Annotated in this window: 11 protein-coding genes; 3 read left to right on the top strand and 8 right to left on the bottom strand. The window is 72.8% G+C overall.

Translation table 11 applies throughout. From position 1 onward, the window contains the following. Positions 1–93 precede the first annotated feature (93 nt). Entirely contained in the window at positions 94–2,982 is a 2,889-nt protein-coding gene (locus ACPC54_RS26585; RefSeq protein WP_498968281.1) for a vitamin B12-dependent ribonucleotide reductase, read from the bottom strand. Between the two features lie 204 nt (positions 2,983–3,186). Continuing rightward, positions 3,187–3,684 carry a transcriptional regulator NrdR gene (nrdR, locus tag ACPC54_RS26590; RefSeq protein WP_498968282.1) on the bottom strand — a complete coding sequence of 166 codons (498 nt, stop codon included), beginning with the start codon at positions 3,682–3,684 and terminating at the stop codon, positions 3,187–3,189. Between the two features lie 529 nt (positions 3,685–4,213). Here nrdR and lexA point away from each other — a divergent pair. Next, positions 4,214–4,909 carry a transcriptional repressor LexA gene (lexA, locus tag ACPC54_RS26595; protein ID WP_208615482.1) on the top strand — a complete coding sequence of 232 codons (696 nt, stop codon included), beginning with the start codon at positions 4,214–4,216 and terminating at the stop codon, positions 4,907–4,909. 132 nt (positions 4,910–5,041) lie between these two features. Here lexA and ACPC54_RS26600 read toward each other — a convergent pair whose 3' ends face one another. The 5 genes from ACPC54_RS26600 to ACPC54_RS26620 are packed head-to-tail and all read right to left on the bottom strand — an operon-like array spanning position 5,042 to position 12,766. Continuing rightward, a complete protein-coding gene (locus tag ACPC54_RS26600) occupies positions 5,042–7,162 on the bottom strand; it encodes an ATP-dependent DNA helicase (protein WP_498968283.1) in 2,121 nt (706 codons plus the stop codon). A gap of 12 nt (positions 7,163–7,174) precedes the next feature. Beyond that, positions 7,175–9,007 carry an IucA/IucC family protein gene (locus ACPC54_RS26605; protein ID WP_498968284.1) on the bottom strand — a complete coding sequence of 611 codons (1,833 nt, stop codon included), beginning with the start codon at positions 9,005–9,007 and terminating at the stop codon, positions 7,175–7,177. Then, entirely contained in the window at positions 8,985–10,367 is a 1,383-nt protein-coding gene (locus tag ACPC54_RS26610; RefSeq protein WP_498968286.1) for a lysine N(6)-hydroxylase/L-ornithine N(5)-oxygenase family protein, read from the bottom strand. The genes ACPC54_RS26605 and ACPC54_RS26610 overlap by 23 nt, the downstream gene beginning before the upstream one ends. Positions 10,368–10,376: 9 nt before the next feature. Beyond that, positions 10,377–11,048 (bottom strand): GNAT family N-acetyltransferase, encoded by a 672-nt coding sequence (locus ACPC54_RS26615; protein ID WP_498968351.1) that lies wholly within the window; start codon positions 11,046–11,048, stop codon positions 10,377–10,379. Continuing rightward, complete coding sequence (locus ACPC54_RS26620) at positions 10,940–12,766, bottom strand: IucA/IucC family protein (RefSeq protein WP_498968288.1); 1,827 nt, start codon at positions 12,764–12,766, stop codon at positions 10,940–10,942. Before ACPC54_RS26620 ends, ACPC54_RS26615 begins: the two co-directional genes overlap by 109 nt. Positions 12,767–13,120: 354 nt before the next feature. Between ACPC54_RS26620 and ACPC54_RS26625 the strand changes: the two genes are divergently transcribed. Together ACPC54_RS26625 and ACPC54_RS26630 are read left to right on the top strand one after the other, a co-directional pair. After that, complete coding sequence (locus tag ACPC54_RS26625; protein WP_498968290.1) at positions 13,121–14,317, top strand: trypsin-like serine peptidase; 1,197 nt, start codon at positions 13,121–13,123, stop codon at positions 14,315–14,317. A gap of 77 nt (positions 14,318–14,394) precedes the next feature. Next, positions 14,395–15,507 (top strand): trypsin-like serine peptidase, encoded by a 1,113-nt coding sequence (locus tag ACPC54_RS26630; RefSeq protein WP_498968292.1) that lies wholly within the window; start codon positions 14,395–14,397, stop codon positions 15,505–15,507. 115 nt (positions 15,508–15,622) lie between these two features. Here ACPC54_RS26630 and hflX read toward each other — a convergent pair whose 3' ends face one another. Then, a complete protein-coding gene (hflX, locus tag ACPC54_RS26635; RefSeq protein WP_498968294.1) occupies positions 15,623–17,125 on the bottom strand; it encodes a GTPase HflX in 1,503 nt (500 codons plus the stop codon). Between the last annotated feature and the right edge of the window lie 153 nt (positions 17,126–17,278).

Below are 17,278 nucleotides of genomic sequence, written 5' to 3' on the forward strand. Positions count from 1 at the left end.
ACCGCACCGACAAAAAAGGGCGGGGCGAGGACGTGAAGTCCTCGCCCCGCCCTCAGGTTCACCTCATCCGGCGAACCTCAGCACGGCGTGCGATCAGCTGCAGCCGCTGGTGGAGCCGCAGCCCTCGCAGAGGTAGCAGGAGCCGGCGCGGCGCATCTTGGTGCCGCAGGAGAAGCAGAGCGGCGCGTCGGCGTTGAGGCCGAGCTGGATCTCCATCAGCTCCGTGGAGTTGTGGGCCTGCTTCGGGGCCGCCTTGGGCGCCTCGACGGCGGCCGGGGCGACGGGCTTGGCGGCCACCGGGGCGGACTGGGCCAGCGACTCGGTGTCCAGCTCCTCGGCCTCCAGCGGCTCGTACGAGCCGGTCTCCAGGTGGCGCGTGCGCTCCTCGACGGAGTGGATGCCGAGCGCCGAGCGGGTCTCGAACGGCAGGAAGTCCAGCGCCAGGCGGCGGAAGATGTAGTCGACGATCGACTGCGCCATCCGCACGTCCGGGTCGTCGGTCAGACCGGCCGGCTCGAAGCGCATGTTGGTGAACTTCGAGACGTAGGTCTCCAGCGGCACGCCGTACTGCAGGCCGACCGAGACGGCGATGGAGAAGGCGTCCATCATGCCCGCGAGGGTCGAGCCCTGCTTGGACATCTTCAGGAAGACCTCACCGAGGCCGTCGTCCGGGTAGGAGTTGGCCGTCATGTAGCCCTCGGCGCCGCCGACCGTGAAGGACGTGGTGATGCCGGGACGGCCCTTGGGCAGGCGCTTGCGGACCGGGCGGTACTCGACGACCTTCTCGACCGCGGCGACCGGGGCGGCCGGGGCCTCCTCGGCCTTGGCCTCGGAGTCCTTCTTCTTGGCCGAGAGCGGCTGGCCGACCTTGCAATTGTCGCGGTAGATCGCCAATGCCTTCACCCCGAGCTTCCAGGCCTGGAAGTAGATCTCCTCGATCTCCTCCACCGTGGCGCTCTCGGGCATGTTGACGGTCTTGGAGATCGCGCCGGAGATCCACGGCTGGATCGCCGCCATCATCCGCACGTGGCCCATGGCCGAGATGACCCGCTCGCCCATCGCGCAGTCGAACACCTCGTAGTGCTCGGTCTTCAGCCCGGGCGCGTCGACCACGTTGCCGTGCTCGGCGATGTGGGCGACGACCGCCTCGATCTGCTCGTCCTGGTAGCCGAGGCGCTTGAGGGCGCGCGGGACGGTGCCGTTGACGATCTGCATCGAGCCGCCGCCGACGAGCTTCTTGAACTTGACCAGGGCGAGGTCGGGCTCGACGCCGGTGGTGTCGCAGTCCATCATCAGGCCGATGGTGCCGGTCGGGGCGAGGACCGAGGCCTGGGCGTTGCGGAAACCGTTCTCCGCGCCGAGGCGCAGGACGTCCTGCCAGGTCTTGTTGGCCGCGAGCCAGACCGGGGCGTCCAGGTCGTCGAAGGAGACGGCGTCCAGCGAGGCGTCCGCGTGCTGCTTCATGACCTGCCGGTGGGCGGCCGCGTTGCGGGCGTAGCCGTCGTACGGGCCGACGACGCCGGCGAGTTCGGCGCCGCGGCGGTAGGCGGTGCCGGTCATGAGGGAGGTGATGGAGCCGGCCAGGGCCCGGCCGCCCTCGCTGTCGTAGGCGTGGCCGGTGGCCATCAGCAGGGCGCCGAGGTTGGCGTAGCCGATGCCGAGCTGGCGGAAGGCCCGGGTGGTCTCGCCGATCTTCTCGGTGGGGAAGTCGGCGAAGCAGATGGAGATGTCCATCGCGGTGATGACCAGCTCGACGACCTTGGCGAAGCGCTCGGCGTCGAAGGAGTCGTCCTCGCCGAGGAACTTCATCAGGTTGAGCGAGGCGAGGTTGCAGCTGGAGTTGTCCAGGTGCATGTACTCGGAGCAGGGGTTGGAGGCGTTGATCCGGCCCGACTCCGGGCAGGTGTGCCAGTGGTTGATGGTGGAGTCGTACTGGATGCCGGGGTCGGCGCAGGCCCAGGCGGCCTCGGCCATCTTGCGGAAGAGCTTCTTCGCGTCGACGGTCTCGATGACCTCGCCGGTCATCCGGGCGCGCAGGCCGAATTCGGTGCCGTTCTCGACGGCGGTCATGAATTCGTCGCTGACGCGGACGGAGTTGTTGGCGTTCTGGTACTGGACGGACGTGATGTCGTCGCCGCCGAGGTCCATGTCGAAGCCCGCGTCGCGCAGGGCGCGGATCTTCTCCTCCTCCTTCACCTTGGTCTCGATGAAGGCCTCGACGTCCGGGTGGTCGACGTCGAGCACGACCATCTTGGCGGCCCGGCGGGTGGCGCCGCCGGACTTGATGGTGCCGGCGGAGGCGTCGGCGCCGCGCATGAAGGAGACCGGGCCGGAGGCGTTGCCGCCGGAGGACAGCAGCTCCTTGGAGGAGCGGATCCGGGAGAGGTTGAGGCCGGCGCCGGAGCCGCCCTTGAAGATCATGCCCTCTTCCTTGTACCAGTCGAGGATGGACTCCATGGAGTCGTCGACGGACAGGATGAAGCAGGCGCTGACCTGCTGGGGCTGCTTGGTGCCGACGTTGAACCAGACCGGCGAGTTGAAGCTGAACACCTGGTGGAGGAGGGCGTGCGTCAGCTCGTGCTCGAAGATCTCGGCGTCGTCCTTGGTGGCGAAGTAGCCGTGCTTCTCGCCGGCGGCGCGGTAGGTGAGCACCACGCGGTCGATGATCTGCTTCAGGCTCCACTCGCGCTGCGGGGTGCCGACCGCGCCGCGGAAGTACTTGGACGTGACGATGTTGACCGCGTTGACCGACCAGAAGTCGGGGAACTCGACGCCGCGCTGCTCGAAGTTGATCGACCCGTCACGCCAGTTGGTCATGACGACGTCGCGACGCTCCCAGCTGACCTCGTCGTACGGGTGCACGCCAGGAGTGGTGTGGATGCGTTCCATCCGGAGACCGCCCTTCGGGGCCGCCTTGGCACCCTTCGCCGCGGCCTTCTCGGACTTCGACCCGCGTGCGGAACCGCTCGTGGTGTCTGTCACTTCTCGCTCCTCCTCCTGGGCAAACGCCCGAAGTGCCCCGAAAAATCCGGGCACCGCTGGTTCGTTCTTCCGGTGTGCGGGCAGGCGGAGACCTCGCCCGCTACGCACGGTTTGTAGTGTTCTGCGCCCAGTTTTCGGACGCACGGGGGCCCCGCAGGGCCGATGTGGTGCGGAAGGGCCCGGCAGGGGCCCGGGGCGCGCCTCCTAGGGCGCGGCGGCGGGAACGGGCACGCAGGCCTCGTCCGCCTCGGTGACGGGCCGCTCGGCGCGGAGCTCCGCGATGGCGGCCTCGAAGTCCTCCAGCCCGTCGTACGCCTGGTAGACGCTGGCGAAGCGCAGGTACGCGACCACGTCCAGGTCCTTGAGCGGGCCGAGTATGGCCAGCCCGACGTCGTGGGTGGTCAGTTCGGCGTTGCCGCTGGCGCGCACGCACTCCTCGACCCGCTGGCCGAGCTGCGCGAGGGCGTCCTCGGTGACCGGGCGGCCCTGGCAGGCCTTGCGGACGCCGGTGATGACCTTCTGCCGGGAGAACGGCTCGGTGACCCCGCTGCGCTTGATGACCATCAGCGCGGCGGTCTCCACGGTGGTGAAGCGTCGGCCACAGTCCGGGCACTGCCGGCGGCGTCGGATCGAGCTGCCGTCCTCGGTGGTCCGGCTGTCGACAACGCGGCTGTCGGAGTGCCGGCAGAAGGGGCAGTGCACCTGAGAGATCCCTCCCTGGCAGGACGTGCGGACCGGTCGAGTCTATGCGATGTGCCCGGGGCATCGGCAAGCTGATCATGCGCCGTGACCACTAGTACTGGGCACGGAGAGGAGAGTAGCCACTACATCTAGGTCTGCGGGGGAAGCGGGACCCCTGGCGTGTCGGCGCCGATTAGACTTCCGGAGCCACGTTCGAGTCGAACATTTAATCGATGTACAACAAAGCCTTGATCGAGTCAGCCAACTCCCGAATAATTCACTCGAACGTGTGTTTGGCGCAACCTTTCGATAGGAGGCGCGTTGGGCTGGAAAAAGGAGAGGACAGCCGTCGAGAGGGGCCGCCGTGAACACGATCGAAAGCAACACCATCCCGGTGCAGGAACACTCCCAGTTCAAGGTGGGGCAGCGCACCACGAATCAGCAGGGTGTCGACATCAGCATGGACCGTAGTGAAGACCACCGCCTGAACGGCGCGGCCCTCTCCGGCGCCGGCCGCGTCCCCGACCAGCCGATCGAGCACTCCACCGCGATGGACGAGACCCATCCCTCCCCCGCCCGCGCGCTGCCCGGGCGCCCCCCGGGCATCCGCACCGACGAGGCCGGCCTCACCGAGCGCCAGCGCCGCGTGATCGAGGTCATCCGGGACTCCGTCCAGCGCCGGGGCTACCCGCCGTCCATGCGCGAGATCGGCCAGGCCGTGGGCCTGTCCAGCACCTCCTCGGTCGCCCACCAGCTGATGGCCCTGGAGCGCAAGGGCTTCCTGCGCCGGGACCCGCACCGCCCGCGCGCCTACGAGGTCCGCGGCGTCGAGGTGGCCCGCCCGAACACCGCCGAGACGGCCGGCCGGCCCTCGACCTCCTACGTGCCGCTGGTCGGCCGGATCGCCGCCGGCGGGCCGATCCTGGCCGAGCAGACGGTCGAGGACGTCTTCCCGCTGCCGCGCCAACTCGTGGGCGAGGGCGAGCTGTTCGCGCTCACCGTGCGCGGCGACTCGATGATCGAGGCGGCCATCTGCGACGGCGACTGGGTCACCGTGCGCCGCCAGCCGGTCGCCGAGAACGGCGACATCGTGGCCGCGATGATCGACGGCGAGGCCACCGTGAAGCGCCTCAAGCGCGAGGACGGCCGGATCTGGCTGATGCCGCACAACCCGGCGTACGAGCCGATCAACGGCGACAACGCGACCATCCTGGGCAAGGTCGTCGCGGTCCTGCGCCGCCTCTGACCCCTCGCACGACACCCACCGCACGACACCCACCGGAAAGGGGCTCCACCGCGTCAGCGGGGAGCCCCTCCGTCGTCACGCGCCCGTCCGTCGTCACGCACCGGCCCGTCGTCACGCACCGGCCGAAACCGGTCAGCCCCGCTTCACCACCGGCCGCACCGGCGCCGCCGAGGCGTCGATCGCCGCCAGCGAGCGGCGCACCTGGTTGCGGTCCGTGGTGTACCAGAACTCCGGCATCGAGGACCGGAAGAAGCTCCCGTACCGCTTGGTCTCCACCCGCGGGTCGAGCACCGCCACCACGCCCCGGTCGTCCGCCGCCCGCACCAGTCGGCCCGCGCCCTGCGCCATCAGCAGCGCCGCGTGCGTCGCCGCGACGGCCATGAAGCCGTTCCCGCCGTGCTGTTCGACGTCCTTCTGGCGGGCGCTCATCAGCGGGTCGTCCGGCCGCGGGAAGGGGATGCGGTCCATCACGACCAGCTGGCAGGCCGACCCGGGCACGTCCACGCCCTGCCAGAGCGAGAGCGTGCCGAACAGGCAGGTGCTCGCGTCCGAGGCGAACTCCCGGATCAGCTCGCCCAGGGTGTCCTCGCCCTGGAGCAGGATCCGGTGGTCCAGCCGCTCCCGCATCGCCTCGGCGGCCGCCTGGGCGCCCCGCATCGAGGAGAACAGGCCCAGCGTGCGCCCGCCGGCCGCGCCGATCAGCTCGGCCAACTCGTCGAGCATGTCCGGCCGTTCGGGGTCGCGGCCGGGGTCGGTGAGGTGCTTGGCGACGTACAGGATGCCCTGCTTGGGGTACTTGAACGGCGAGCCGACGTCGAGCCCCCGCCAGTACGGGACGCCCTCCTCGTCCGAGCCGGAAGCACTGCCCGAGGCCGGGTTGTCCCCCGGCGTGCGCTCGTCCGGCAGCCTGGTCTCCTTCGGCAGGCCGAGCGAGCCGGCCACGCCGTTGAAGTCCCCGCCGAGCTTGAGGGTGGCCGAGGTCAGGACGACCGAGCGCTCCTTGTACAGGCCCTCGCGCAGCAGCCCGGACACGCTCAGCGGGGCGACCCGCAGCGAGGCGGTGCCCAGCCCGTACCGGTCGCTGCGCTCGATCCAGACCACGTCGTACTCGGAGTCCTCCAGCAGCCGCTCGGCGGTCTCGTGCAGCGTCTCGGCGGACGCCATCGCCTGCTTGCGCACCGCGTCCTCGTCGCTGAGCCCCTTGTCGCGGGTCTCGCCGAGCGAGGTGATCACCTGCCGGGCGGCGTCCCGGATCGCGGTGACGGCGTACGCCAGGTACTCGGGCAGTTCCTCGACCCGGCCGGGCTGGGCGGTCTCCATCAGGCCGTGGTAGTTCTCGGCGGCGGCCTGCAGCGCGTCGACGGCCTTCTCGTTGGCCAGCCGGGCGGCCCGCTTCACGGCCCGGTTGACGGCGCCCACGGTCAGCTCGGCGGTGGCCGCGCCGGTGACCCGGTTGACCAGTTCGTGCGCCTCGTCGACGATCAGCAGCCCGTGCTCGGGGAGCACCGGCGCGCCCTCGATCGCGTCGATCGCCAGCATCGCGTGGTTGGTGACCACGACGTCGGCCAGCTTGGCCCGCTCCCGGGCCTTCTCCGCGAAGCACTCCTGCCCGTACGCGCAGCGGGTGGCGCCCAGGCACTCCTTGGAGGTGACCGACAGCTGCGCCCAGGCCTTGTCCGAGACGCCGGGGCTCATGTCGTCCCGGTCGCCGGTCTCGGTCTCGTCGGCCCAGTCGCGCAGCCGCAGCACCTCCTGCCCGAGCTTGCCGGCGGGCCCGCCGAGCGCGTCCACCGGGTCGAACAGGCCCTCGCCCTCGTCGCTCGGGGTGCCCTCGTTGGCCCGGTGCAGGCACAGGTAGTTGGAGCGGCCCTTGAGCATCGCGAACAGCGGGCGGCGGCGCAGCACCGGGTGCAGGGCGTCCACGGTACGCGGCAAGTCCCGCTCGACCAGCTGGCGTTGCAGCGCCAGGGTGGCGGTGGCGACCACCACGCGGTCCCCGTGGGCGAGCGCCGGCACCAGGTAGGCGAGGGACTTGCCGGTGCCGGTGCCGGCCTGGACGAGCAGGTGCTCGCCGTGGTCGACGGCGTCGGCGACGGCCTCGGCCATCTGGACCTGGCCGGGGCGCTCCACCCCGCCGACGGCCTCGACCGCGGCGTGCAGCAGTTCGGGGATGCGCGTGCGCGGGACGGCCGCGGCCTCCTCGGCCGTGGCGTCGCCATCGGCGGGGAGCTGGGTTTCGGAGTCGTTCGTCATGACCCTCCCACCCTACGGCGCGGGGGCGACAATCCGGTCCCGTTGCGGCGGAAGTGCGGGCCGGCGCACGTCCACGCCCACCAGCGCGTTCGGCACCGTCCCGTACCGGGCGGCGTGCGGGCGGTGCGGCCGGTCCTGGTAGCCGTCGAGCAGCAGCCGGTTGCGGTTGAGGCAGAGCCGGTCGATCCGCGGCCGGAACAGGTCGAACAGCTCGAAGCGCTCGCGCAGCTCGGGGAAGCGGGCCTGGTAGCGGCGGACCTCGGCGGCCAGCAGCGCCCAGAAGTCGGGCTCCGGCAGCCCGGCCTGCGCCTCCAGCAGCGGGGCGAGGTAGCGGAAGACGCCGATGAAGAGGCCGGAGTGGATGAACTGGCAGAGCCCCTGCGGGTCGTCCCGCAGCAGCACCCCGGCGACCTCGGCGGGCAGTCCGCGCAGCTCGGGCAGGTCCTGGTCGCTGAGGTTGACGTCGTCGACGAAGTCCTTGACCGCGAGCCGGGTCGGGGTGTCCCGCTCGTCGAAGACCACGATGGCGTTCTCGCCGTGCGGGGAGAAGACCAGGCCGTAGCGGTAGAGGAAGTGCAGCAGCGGCGGCAGCAACGCGGCGAACAGCCGGCCGGTCCATTCGGCGGGGGTGAGCCCGGAGCGGGCGATCAGCTCGGCGGCGAGCGCCCGCCCGTCCGAGCCGGTCTGCAGCAGGGCGGCCAGGGTGCGGGCCCGTTCGCCGCCGTCCAGGCGGGGGCCGAGCGGTTCGCGCCAGATCGCGCCGAGCAGTTCCTTGTACTGGTAGGGCGCCTCGGGCAGCTCCCGGTAGACGGGATGGTCGACGGTGACGGAGGCGATCTCGCCGAGCAGGATGACCCGGCACTCGTCGCGCAGGTACGGATCGCCGTCGCGCAACCCGTGCAGCCAGGCGGTGACGGCGGGCGCGGCGAGGGTGCGTTCGGTGGGCAGGCCGCGCCAGACCAGGGTGTTGAGGATCGACAGCGGCAGCTTGACGGTGCAGCGCTCGGGCCGGTCGGTGTTGAAGAAGGAGCGGATGGACTGCTGCGGCAGCCGCAGGTCCCCGTCGGTGGGCAGCGGGACGATCTCGCCTGAGGCGATCCAGGGCGCGAACAGCGGCAGGACCGTCTGTTCCCACTGCCAGGGGTGGACGGGCAGCAGCAGGTAGTCGTCGGCGTCCGGGCCGAGCCCGGCGCGCAGCGCGTCGACGTCGTCGAGTTCGCGGGCGTACAGCTGCTCGGGCCGTTCCAGGCCGGGCACGCCGCGGTAGCGGGCGAGCCGGCGGTGCACGGCGAGCCAGGGCAGCGGGCGCGGGCTGCGGGCCTCCGGGGTCCAGCGGGCGGCGTCGCTGCCGGAGAAGCCGATCCGGCCCTTGTTGGGGACGATCCAGGGGTGGCCGCCCTGCCGGCCCTCGATGCCGGGGTGGTCGAGGTCGGCGAGTTCGGCGGCGGTGAGGGCGGTGGCGAGCTGGCGGGCGTCGGCGGTGAGGGTGGCGGCGAGTTCGCGGATCAGGTGGCCGGTGGTCTCGCCGCCCATGCCGAGGGTGGTCCGGGCGTACGGGAGGAAGCGCAGCGGGTCGAGGCCGTCCGGGCGGTCGCAGCTGACGGAGTCCGGGTCGACCTGCCAGCTGTCGTAGGCGCCGCGCCGGGCGGTGAACGCGTACTCGGCCTCGGGGAGCTTCAGCCGGTACCGGCCCTCGGTCGGGCCGGGGCCGGGGGTGAGCAGTTCCTCGTAGGCGAACTCGCCGAGCATCTTGGCCAGCAGGGCGCGGCCGGCCGGCTGCCAGTGCCCGGCGGTGAGGTGCGGGGGCAGGTAGAGCGGCGGTTCAGCGGCCGGCTGTTGCGGCACGGGTCAACTCCTGGGGTCGGGGGACGGTGGGGTGCGGACGGGCCGCGGGGGGCGGTGCGAAGCCGGTCCAGGCGGTGCGGTCGGGCAGCCGGTGGACGGTCCGCCCGGTGACGGCGTTGAGGATGACGGCGGCGCGGTGGGCGCCGAGCCCGAGGTCGGGGGTGCCGACGCCGTGGGTGTGCAGTTCGGCGTTCTGGACGTACAGGCCGCCGGTGAGTTCGGGCCGGGTGGCGACCCGGTGGTCGAGGTCGACCCGGTAGCGCCCGTCCTCGTCCCAGTCGATCAGGTCGGCGAGCGGTTCGAGCGCGGCCGGGCGGGCCGCCCGGTAGCCGGTGGCGAGCACCACGGCGTCGGTGCGCAGCACGTGCGCGGCGCCGGAGTCGGTGTGCCGGCAGTGCAGTTCGAGGCCGCCGCAGGGGCCGGGGCGGGCGTCGGTGACGGCGGTGCCGGGGGTGATCTCGACCGGGGCGGTGTCGATCGGGCGGCCGATGGTCCGCTCGTAGAGGTGGTCGTGGATGTCGGCGAGGGTCTCGGCGCTGGCGGCCTTGTGCAGTTGCCACTGGGCGGCGACCAGGGTGTCCCGGACTGGCCCGGGCAGGCTGTGGAAGTAGCGGGTGTAGTCGGGGGTGAAGTGTTCCAGGCCGAGCTTGGAGTACTCCATGGGGGCGAGCGCCCTGGTGCGGGTGAGCCAGCGCAGCCGGACGCCGTCGCCGTCGTGGCGGCGGAGCAGGTCGAGGAAGACCTCGGCGCCGGACTGTCCGCTGCCGATCACGGTGATGTCCCGGGCGCCGGCCAGGTCGGCCCGGCGGTCCAGGTAGTCGGCGGAGTGGAAGGCGCCCGGGTGGCCGTCGAGCCGGGCGAAGGCCTCGGGCAGCACGGGCCGGGTGCCGACGCCGAGGGCGATGTTGCGGGCCCGGACGGTGGAGCGCCGGCCGGTCGCGGTGTCGGTCAGTTCGGCCAGGAACAGGTCTCCGTCCGCGCGCAGCGCGGTGACCTCGGTGCCGAACCGGCAGTTGGCCAGCCGTTCGGCGGCCCAGCGGCAGTAGTGGTCGTACTCGCGGCGGGGCAGCTGGAAGCGCTCGGCGAAGTAGAACGGGAACAGCCGGTCCTGGTCGCGCAGGTAGTTGAGGAAGGACCACTGGTTCGTCGGGTCGACCAGGGAGACCAGGTCGGCGAGGAACGGCACCTGCATCCGGGCCCCGTCCACCAGCATGCCGTGGTGCCAGCGGAACTCCGGGCGCTGTTCGCAGAAGAGGGTGCGCAGTCCGGGTACGGGCTCGGCGAGCGCGGCGAGCGAGAGGTTGAAGGGGCCGATGCCGACGCCGAGCAGGTCGTGGGGCGGGGGTGTCGAGGTGTCCACGGGGGTGTCCTAGGCAGAAGGTGATTCTCGGGAACGGACCATCAGGGCCGCGCGCTTGTCGGGCAGGTCGAGTTCGGCGGCGGCGTGGAATCCGGCCCGTTCGAAGGCCCGGACGGAGCGCCGGTTGCGGATGTCCGGTTCGGCCACCACCCGTTCGCAGGCCGGGCGTCGGCGCAGGACCAGGTCGGCGAGGGCGGCCAGCAGGACGGCGCCGAGGCCCCGGCCGCGGGCGGCGGCGGGGCCGAGCAGGAGGTGCAGGCCGGTGTCGTGCGGCCGGGCCGGGTAGTGCGCGGCGAGCGGGTCGAGGTCGGCGCGGTAGACCTCCCAGTAGCCGATCGGCTCGCCGTCGAGCAGGCCGAGGCAGGGCAGGCTGCGGCCGTCGCCGTCGAGTTGGGCCCGGACGTGGCGTTCGGTGACGGCGGGTGGCCCGGCGAGCGCCCAGAACTCGTCGACGTCGGGGTCGTTCATCCAGCCGGTGAGCAGCGGGAGGTCGGCCGGCAGCCGGACGGGGCCGAGCCGGAACTCGCCGGCCGGGGTGGGGACGGCGCCCCACGCCGCCACGTCCTCCCACATCAGGCGCCCGCCACCGGGTTGGGGATGTCCACGTACACGGACTGGGTGGCGACCGGGCCGACCAGTTCGTCGAGGCCGTTGATCCGGGTGAGCAGGTTGGCCTTGCAGGGCAGGGTGGGCGCGTCCAGCAGCAGCGCGGGCAGCGTCGAGCCGGTGGCGGCGGCGCGCGGGCCGGCCAGGAAGCGGCGCAGCCCGGCGAGCAGGACGTCCTCGTCGGCGAGGCCCTGGCTGCCGAAGGCGCCGATCAGGCCGAGCACGTGGTTGATGCCGAGGTAGTAGGCGAAGTGGTGGTCGATGACCTGGTCGGGGAGGAAGGTGTCGCTGTCGGCGCCGAGCCCGGGGAGCCGGTCGGTGAGCCGGTCGGCGGCGCTCTCCCGGTAGTAGTAGCCCTGGTTGTCGCGGTAGCGGCCGCCGCTGGGCCAGCCGTCCCGGTCGAGCAGGACGAGGCTGTTCTGCTGGTGGGCCTCCAGCGCGATGCCGCCCCGGCCGTCCAGCCAGAGGACGGGCAGCACGACGGCGTCCAGGTAGCGCAGGAACCATTCGGCGGCCACGGTGCGCAGCGGTCGGCCGGTGCGGGCGGCGAGCGCCCGGACGGTGTCGCCGAGCCGGGAGGGCACGGTGTCGCCGGTGCCGCGCGGCTGTTCGGCGACCAGCCCGGCGACGCAGAGCACGCGGTCGGCGGGGGCGAAGGGCTGGGCGCGCAGCACGGTGTCGAGGCCGCCCGGGTCGCCGAGGCCGGGGTGGTCGACGCCGATCCAGGCCGGGTCGCGGACGATGTCGAAGCCGGGGTGGGCGGCCTGCCACTCGGCGGCCAGCCCGCTCTCCAGCAGCCGGTGCATCTCCAGGCCGCGGTGCAGTTCCTTGCGCAGGTTCTCCCGGCGGGAGTTGGTGATCCGCAGGCCGAGCGAGAGCTTGAGCATCCACGGGGTGCCGGGCCGGTAGACGGTGCGCACCGAGGAGGTGGGGTGCCAGGGGTCGCCGGCCGGGCCGAGGTCGCGCAGCAGCCCGTCCGCGAGGAGGGCGGCGACGGCCGGGCGGTGGGCGAGTTCGCGGGCCTGCCAGGGGTGCAGCGGCAGGGCGGCGGTGCCGGGCGGCAGCGGGAGGGCGCCGCCGAGCAGGTCGGCGGTGAGCCGGTCGGCGGTGTCGGCGACGGCGGAGCCGGCGGCGAGCAGGGTGCGGTCGACGGCGTACCAGTGGAGTTGGAAGGCGCCGTGCAGTTCGGGCGAGTAGGCGGCGCTCTGGGCCGGGCCGAGGCCGTCGCGGCTCTTCGGGGTGGGGTGCAGCGGGTGGCCGAGCAGCAGGGCCTGTTCGGCGGCGAGGAAGTGCGAGCGCTCGGGGCCGCCGGCCGGGCCCGCGGTGCGGTGGTGGGCGAGGATCTCGGCGGTGCGGACGACCGAGTCGGCGACCCGCGCGGCGAGGTCGGCGACCTGGCCGGGGTCGGGCCGTTCGGCGGCCGCGGCGGCGAGCAGGGCGGCGGCGGTGACGGCGTCGACGGGGGCCCCGCAGCCGTCGGCGGCCGCGGGGGCGTCGTCCGCCTCGCCGACCGCGAGGACGGCCGGGCCGAACCGGTGCCAGCCGCCGGGCGACCAGTAGCGGACGGCGGCGGAGAGCCGGGCGGCGCCGCCGAGGACGGCGATCCGCAGTCGGCCGTCCGGTCCGGGGAGGGCGCCGGTCTCGCGGGTCCAGCACCGCAACAGGGCTTCCACGGCGGCCTGTTCGGCGGCGACGGCGGGGTCGGGGTGCAGCAGCGGGTCGGGGCCGGGCTGGTCGTCCCGGCTCGCCGCCGGCGGCGGGACGGGCGGGGCTCCGGTGAGGGCGGTGCTCAAGGCTGCTCCTTGGTGCGCGTGGGGGTGCGGACGCGCGGGCGGCGGGGCGGGGAGCGGTTCGGCGGGTGCTCGCGACCTTCGCGTCAGGTAAGGGTTACCTATCCCTGACGGGTGATCACAAGGGCGGCTCACTCGTCCAGGTGAAGATCCGTGATACTCCCGCACCGGCCCGGCGGACCCTGCTGCGGCAACGGACCCGCCCGGTCCGCGTCACGGATCGGTGACCTCCGCCCGCCCGCGCAACCCGGGGGGCGGCCGCCGCCGTCCTGTACGGCGGTGGAAGACTCCAGGGCGGCGAGCCGCGTACCGGAGCCCGACGCCACCGCCGACCGAGCAACAGGGGGAAGTGCACAGATGCCTACGATCCACCGGTCCCTGGCCGCCGTCGCGGTCGCGGGGGCACTGCTCGCGGTGAGCGCCTGCGGGCCGGACGGCCCGGCCGGCGACGGCGGTTCCACCGCGGCGGGCCCGCCGCCCGCGAGCGACTCGCCCGCCTCCGGTGGCCGGATCACCCTGCCCTCCGGCCTGCCGACCAGCCTGCTGGAGGGTCTGCCGAAGACCTGGGACGACCTGAAGAAGTGGAAGTTCGAGGACTGGGACTCCTGGGCCTCCAAGCACGTCTTCAAGAACCCGGTGGTGAAGGACTTCTGGGACCCGGACAAGATGGGCGACTCCAAGCCCGCGGACCCGGCCCCGCCGTCCGCGAAGCCCGCCCCGGCCACGCCCACGCCCACCGCCGCCGGCTCCCCGGCGGACGACGGCGCGACCGATCCGGAGCCGCCGGTGGTCAAGGCGGTGCCGGTGCCCCGCCCGTACCTCAAGCAGCCCTCCGGCAAGGTGTTCTTCAGCGCCAAGGGCGGCCGCGGGAACTGCTCGGCGACGGTGATCACCGACCCGCAGCACCCGGGGAAGAGCAACCTGGTCTGGACGGCCGGCCACTGCGTGCACGAGGGCAAGGGCGGCACCTTCTACAAGGACCTGGTCTTCGTGCCCGCCTACAACAACTCGGGCGCCTCCAGCGGCGGCAAGCGGGCCCCGCTGTCCGAGCTGGCACCCCTGGGCACCTGGTGGGCCGACCAGGTCACCACCTCGCCGCAGTGGATGGTCGAGGGCGGCGGCAGCGGCGACGCGGCCAACCAGTACGACTTCGCGGTGATGCGCGTGCACAACCAGAACGACGCCGGCAAGTCCCTGGAGGAGACGGTCGGTTCGGCCGTCCCGGTGTGGTTCGACGCGCCGCGCGACAAGCTGGACGTCTGGGCCGCCGGCTACCCGCTGGTCAAGCCGTTCGACGGCCAGGAGCTGTACAAGTGCGTCGGCGGCAAGCCCACCCGGCTGTCCTTCGACGCCAAGCGCCCGACCATGCTCACCATCGGCTGCGACATGACCCAGGGCGCCAGCGGCGGCGGCTGGTTCGCGACCATGCCGGACGGGAAGACCGCCCTGGTCAGCAACACCTCGATCGGCACCCAGGAGCACACCTCGCTCAGCGGCCCGTACCTGGAGACCGTCGCCAGGAACGCCCTGGACTGGATCGCCCGCAAGCAGTGACCCGCGCGGCGAACAGCCGCCCGGCAGCCGTCCGGTTGCCGTACCGAGCACCGAAGCACCACGGGGGAGGACTCAGCATGCCCAGGAACGAAGGCCCGCGCCGCCGGGCCGCGACGGCCGCCGCCGCGCTGCTCGGCGCGCTCGCGCTCACCGCGACCGCGTGCGGGCCGGACGCCTCCCCGGGCGCGACCGCCCCGCCGCTCGCGCTGCCCAAGGCCGCGCCCACCAGCGTGGGCGACCTGAGCGGCTGGAAGCTGGAGGACTGGGCCCGGTTCGTCGCCGACAGCGGCTTCGCGAACGAGGTGGCCCAGGGCTTCTGGTCGACCGGCCGGATGGAGGGCGCCAGGCCCCGGCTGGTGCAGGAGTACGCGCTGTCCTCCCCCGCCCAGAGCGGCGTCGAGCGGGACGCCCCACCGGCCGCCGTCCCGGCCACGCCGCAGCCGCACCCGTACGGCCCGGCCACCGCCGTGGTCGGCAAGCTCTTCGTGACCACGCCCAAGGGCGACGCGGTCTGCTCCGGCACGGTGGTCTCCGACCCGCTCAACCCGGGGAGGAGCAACCTGGTCTACACCGCCGCGCACTGCCTGCACGAGGGCAAGGGCGGCGGCTGGATGAAGAACATCGTCTTCGTGCCGGCCTTCAACCGGGACGGCCAGGCGAGCCGCGGCAAGCCGTACACCGAGCAGCAGGTCTCCCCGTACGGCCGGTGGACGGCGGTGCGGGCGATGGTCTCGCCGACCTGGCTGCAGGAGAGCGGCGTCGGCGCCCACGACCAGTTCGACTACGGGATCGTCCGGGTGCGCGGCGAGGGCGGCACCTCGCTGGAGGAGGCGGTCGGCGGCTCGGTGCCGATCTGGTTCAACGCTCCGCGCGAGCAGATCACCTCGGCCGTCTCGTACGGCTACCCGGCCGAGCGGCCGTTCGACGGCATGGAGCTGGACCACTGCGACTCCGCCGTCCGGCCGGCCCGGCTGTCCTTCGACCGGGCCCGCCCGCCGATGTACGTGATCGGCTGCACCATGACCGGCGGAGCCAGTGGCGGCGGCTGGTTCATCACCAGGGACGGCAAGCCGAACCTGATCAGCGTCACCTCGATCGGCAACCGCAACCCGTCCGAGTACCTGGCCGGGCCCTCGCTGCAGGACCAGGCGAAGCAGGCCTTCGACTACTTCGCCAAGAACGTGAAGTAGCGCCCGCCCCCGGACACGCCCCGGCCCGCCCCAGACACGCCCCGAACACGCCCCGACGCGCGAGGGACCCCCGGGACGGCTGTCCCGGGGGCCCCTCGCGTCACCGGTCGTGCGCTCAGCCCTGCAGCGCCACCGCGAAGAGCTCCAGCTCGGCGGCCAGCTCGGCCGGCACCTTGGCGTGCACCAGGGTGCCCTCGCCGGTGTGCTCGGTGGCGATCAGCTCGCCCTCCGCGTGCACCCGGGAGACCAGCGCGCCCTGGGTGTAGGGCACCAGGGCCCGCACCTCGATGGCCGGGCGCGGCAGCTCGTCGTCGATGAGCTGCAGCAGCTCGTCCATGCCCGCGCCGGTGCGGGCCGACACGACGATGGCGTGCGGCTCGCGGCGCAGCAGCCGCTGCAGCACGTGCGGGTCGGCGGCGTCCGCCTTGTTGATCACCACGATCTCCGGCACGTTCTGCGCGTCGACCGAGACGATGACCTCGCGGACGGCGGCCAGCTGCGTCTCCGGCTCGGGGTGCGAGCCGTCGACGACGTGCAGGATGAGGTCCGCGTCGGCGACCTCCTCCATGGTCGAGCGGAAGGCCTCGACCAGGTGGTGCGGCAGGTGCCGGACGAACCCGACCGTGTCGGCCAGGGTGTAGACCCGCCCGCTCGGGGTCTGGGCCCGGCGCACGGTCGGGTCCAGGGTGGCGAACAGCGCGTTCTCCACCAGCACGCCCGCACCGGTGAGCCGGTTGAGCAGGGAGGACTTGCCGGCGTTGGTGTACCCGGCGATGGCCACGGACGGCACCTGGTGGCGCTTGCGCTCCTGGCGCTTGGTGTCGCGGCCCTTCTTCATGTCGGCGATCTCCCGGCGGAGCTTCGCCATCTTCTCCCGGATCCGGCGCCGGTCGGTCTCGATCTTGGTCTCACCGGGGCCACGGGTGGCCATGCCGCCGCCGGACGAGCCGGAGCCGCCACCACCCATCTGCCGGGACAGCGACTGACCCCACCCGCGCAGGCGCGGCAGCATGTACTGCATCTGCGCCAGCGAGACCTGCGCCTTGCCCTCCCGGGACTTGGCGTGCTGGGCGAAGATGTCCAGGATCAGGGCCGTCCGGTCGACGACCTTGACCTTGACCACGTCCTCCAGGTGGATCAACTGGCCGGGGGTGAGTTCACCGTCGCAGACCACGGTGTCGGCGCCGCTGGAGGCGACGATGTCCCGCAGTTCCTGCGCCTTGCCGGAGCCGATGTAGGTCGCGGCGTCGGGCTTGTCACGGCGCTGGATGACGCCGTCCAGCACCTCGGAGCCGGCGGTCTCGGCGAGCGCGGCGAGCTCGGCCATCGAGTTCTCCGCCTCCTCCAGGGTGCCGTCGGTCCAGACGCCGACGAGCACCACGCGCTCCAGGCGGAGCTGGCGGTACTCGACCTCGGTGACGTCCTCGAGTTCGGTGGAGAGGCCGGCGACCCGGCGCAGGGCTGCGCGCTCACTGCGGTCGTACTGGTCGCCGTCGTAGTGGTGGCCGAGGTCCTCGTCGATGGCCGCGAGGTCCTCGTCCATGAGGGCTTCCGCCCGCCGACCGTCGATGCGGCGCGGGGCGTCGGCGTGGTCGCGGGCTTCGAACGTGGAGGTCATTCTGTCCTTTGGCTGCTGGTACGGGTGGCCTGTCGGGGACCGTCGGTACGGGCCCGTAAGGAGTCTGCCCAGCTGACGCCCCGGCTACCGTCCGGGTGAGGTGAGCTACCCCTCGGGGCCGCGGTGTCACCGGGGCTCCTGTGCCCTGAGAAC

Source organism: Kitasatospora sp. NPDC094028 (assembly GCF_049543595.1).
GTDB lineage: Bacteria > Actinomycetota > Actinomycetes > Streptomycetales > Streptomycetaceae > Kitasatospora.

What these genes read in the sequence shown, in the direction of transcription:
- ACPC54_RS26600 (WP_498968283.1), bottom strand. Translation starts at nt 7,162, where the DNA reads ATGACGAACGACTCCGAAACCCAGCTCCCCGCCGATGGCGACGCCACG.
- ACPC54_RS26630 (WP_498968292.1), top strand. Translation starts at nt 14,395, where the DNA reads ATGCCCAGGAACGAAGGCCCGCGCCGCCGGGCCGCGACGGCCGCCGCC.
- ACPC54_RS26625 (WP_498968290.1), top strand. Translation starts at nt 13,121, where the DNA reads ATGCCTACGATCCACCGGTCCCTGGCCGCCGTCGCGGTCGCGGGGGCA.
- hflX (WP_498968294.1), bottom strand. Translation starts at nt 17,125, where the DNA reads ATGACCTCCACGTTCGAAGCCCGCGACCACGCCGACGCCCCGCGCCGC.
- lexA (WP_208615482.1), top strand. Translation starts at nt 4,214, where the DNA reads ATGGACGAGACCCATCCCTCCCCCGCCCGCGCGCTGCCCGGGCGCCCC.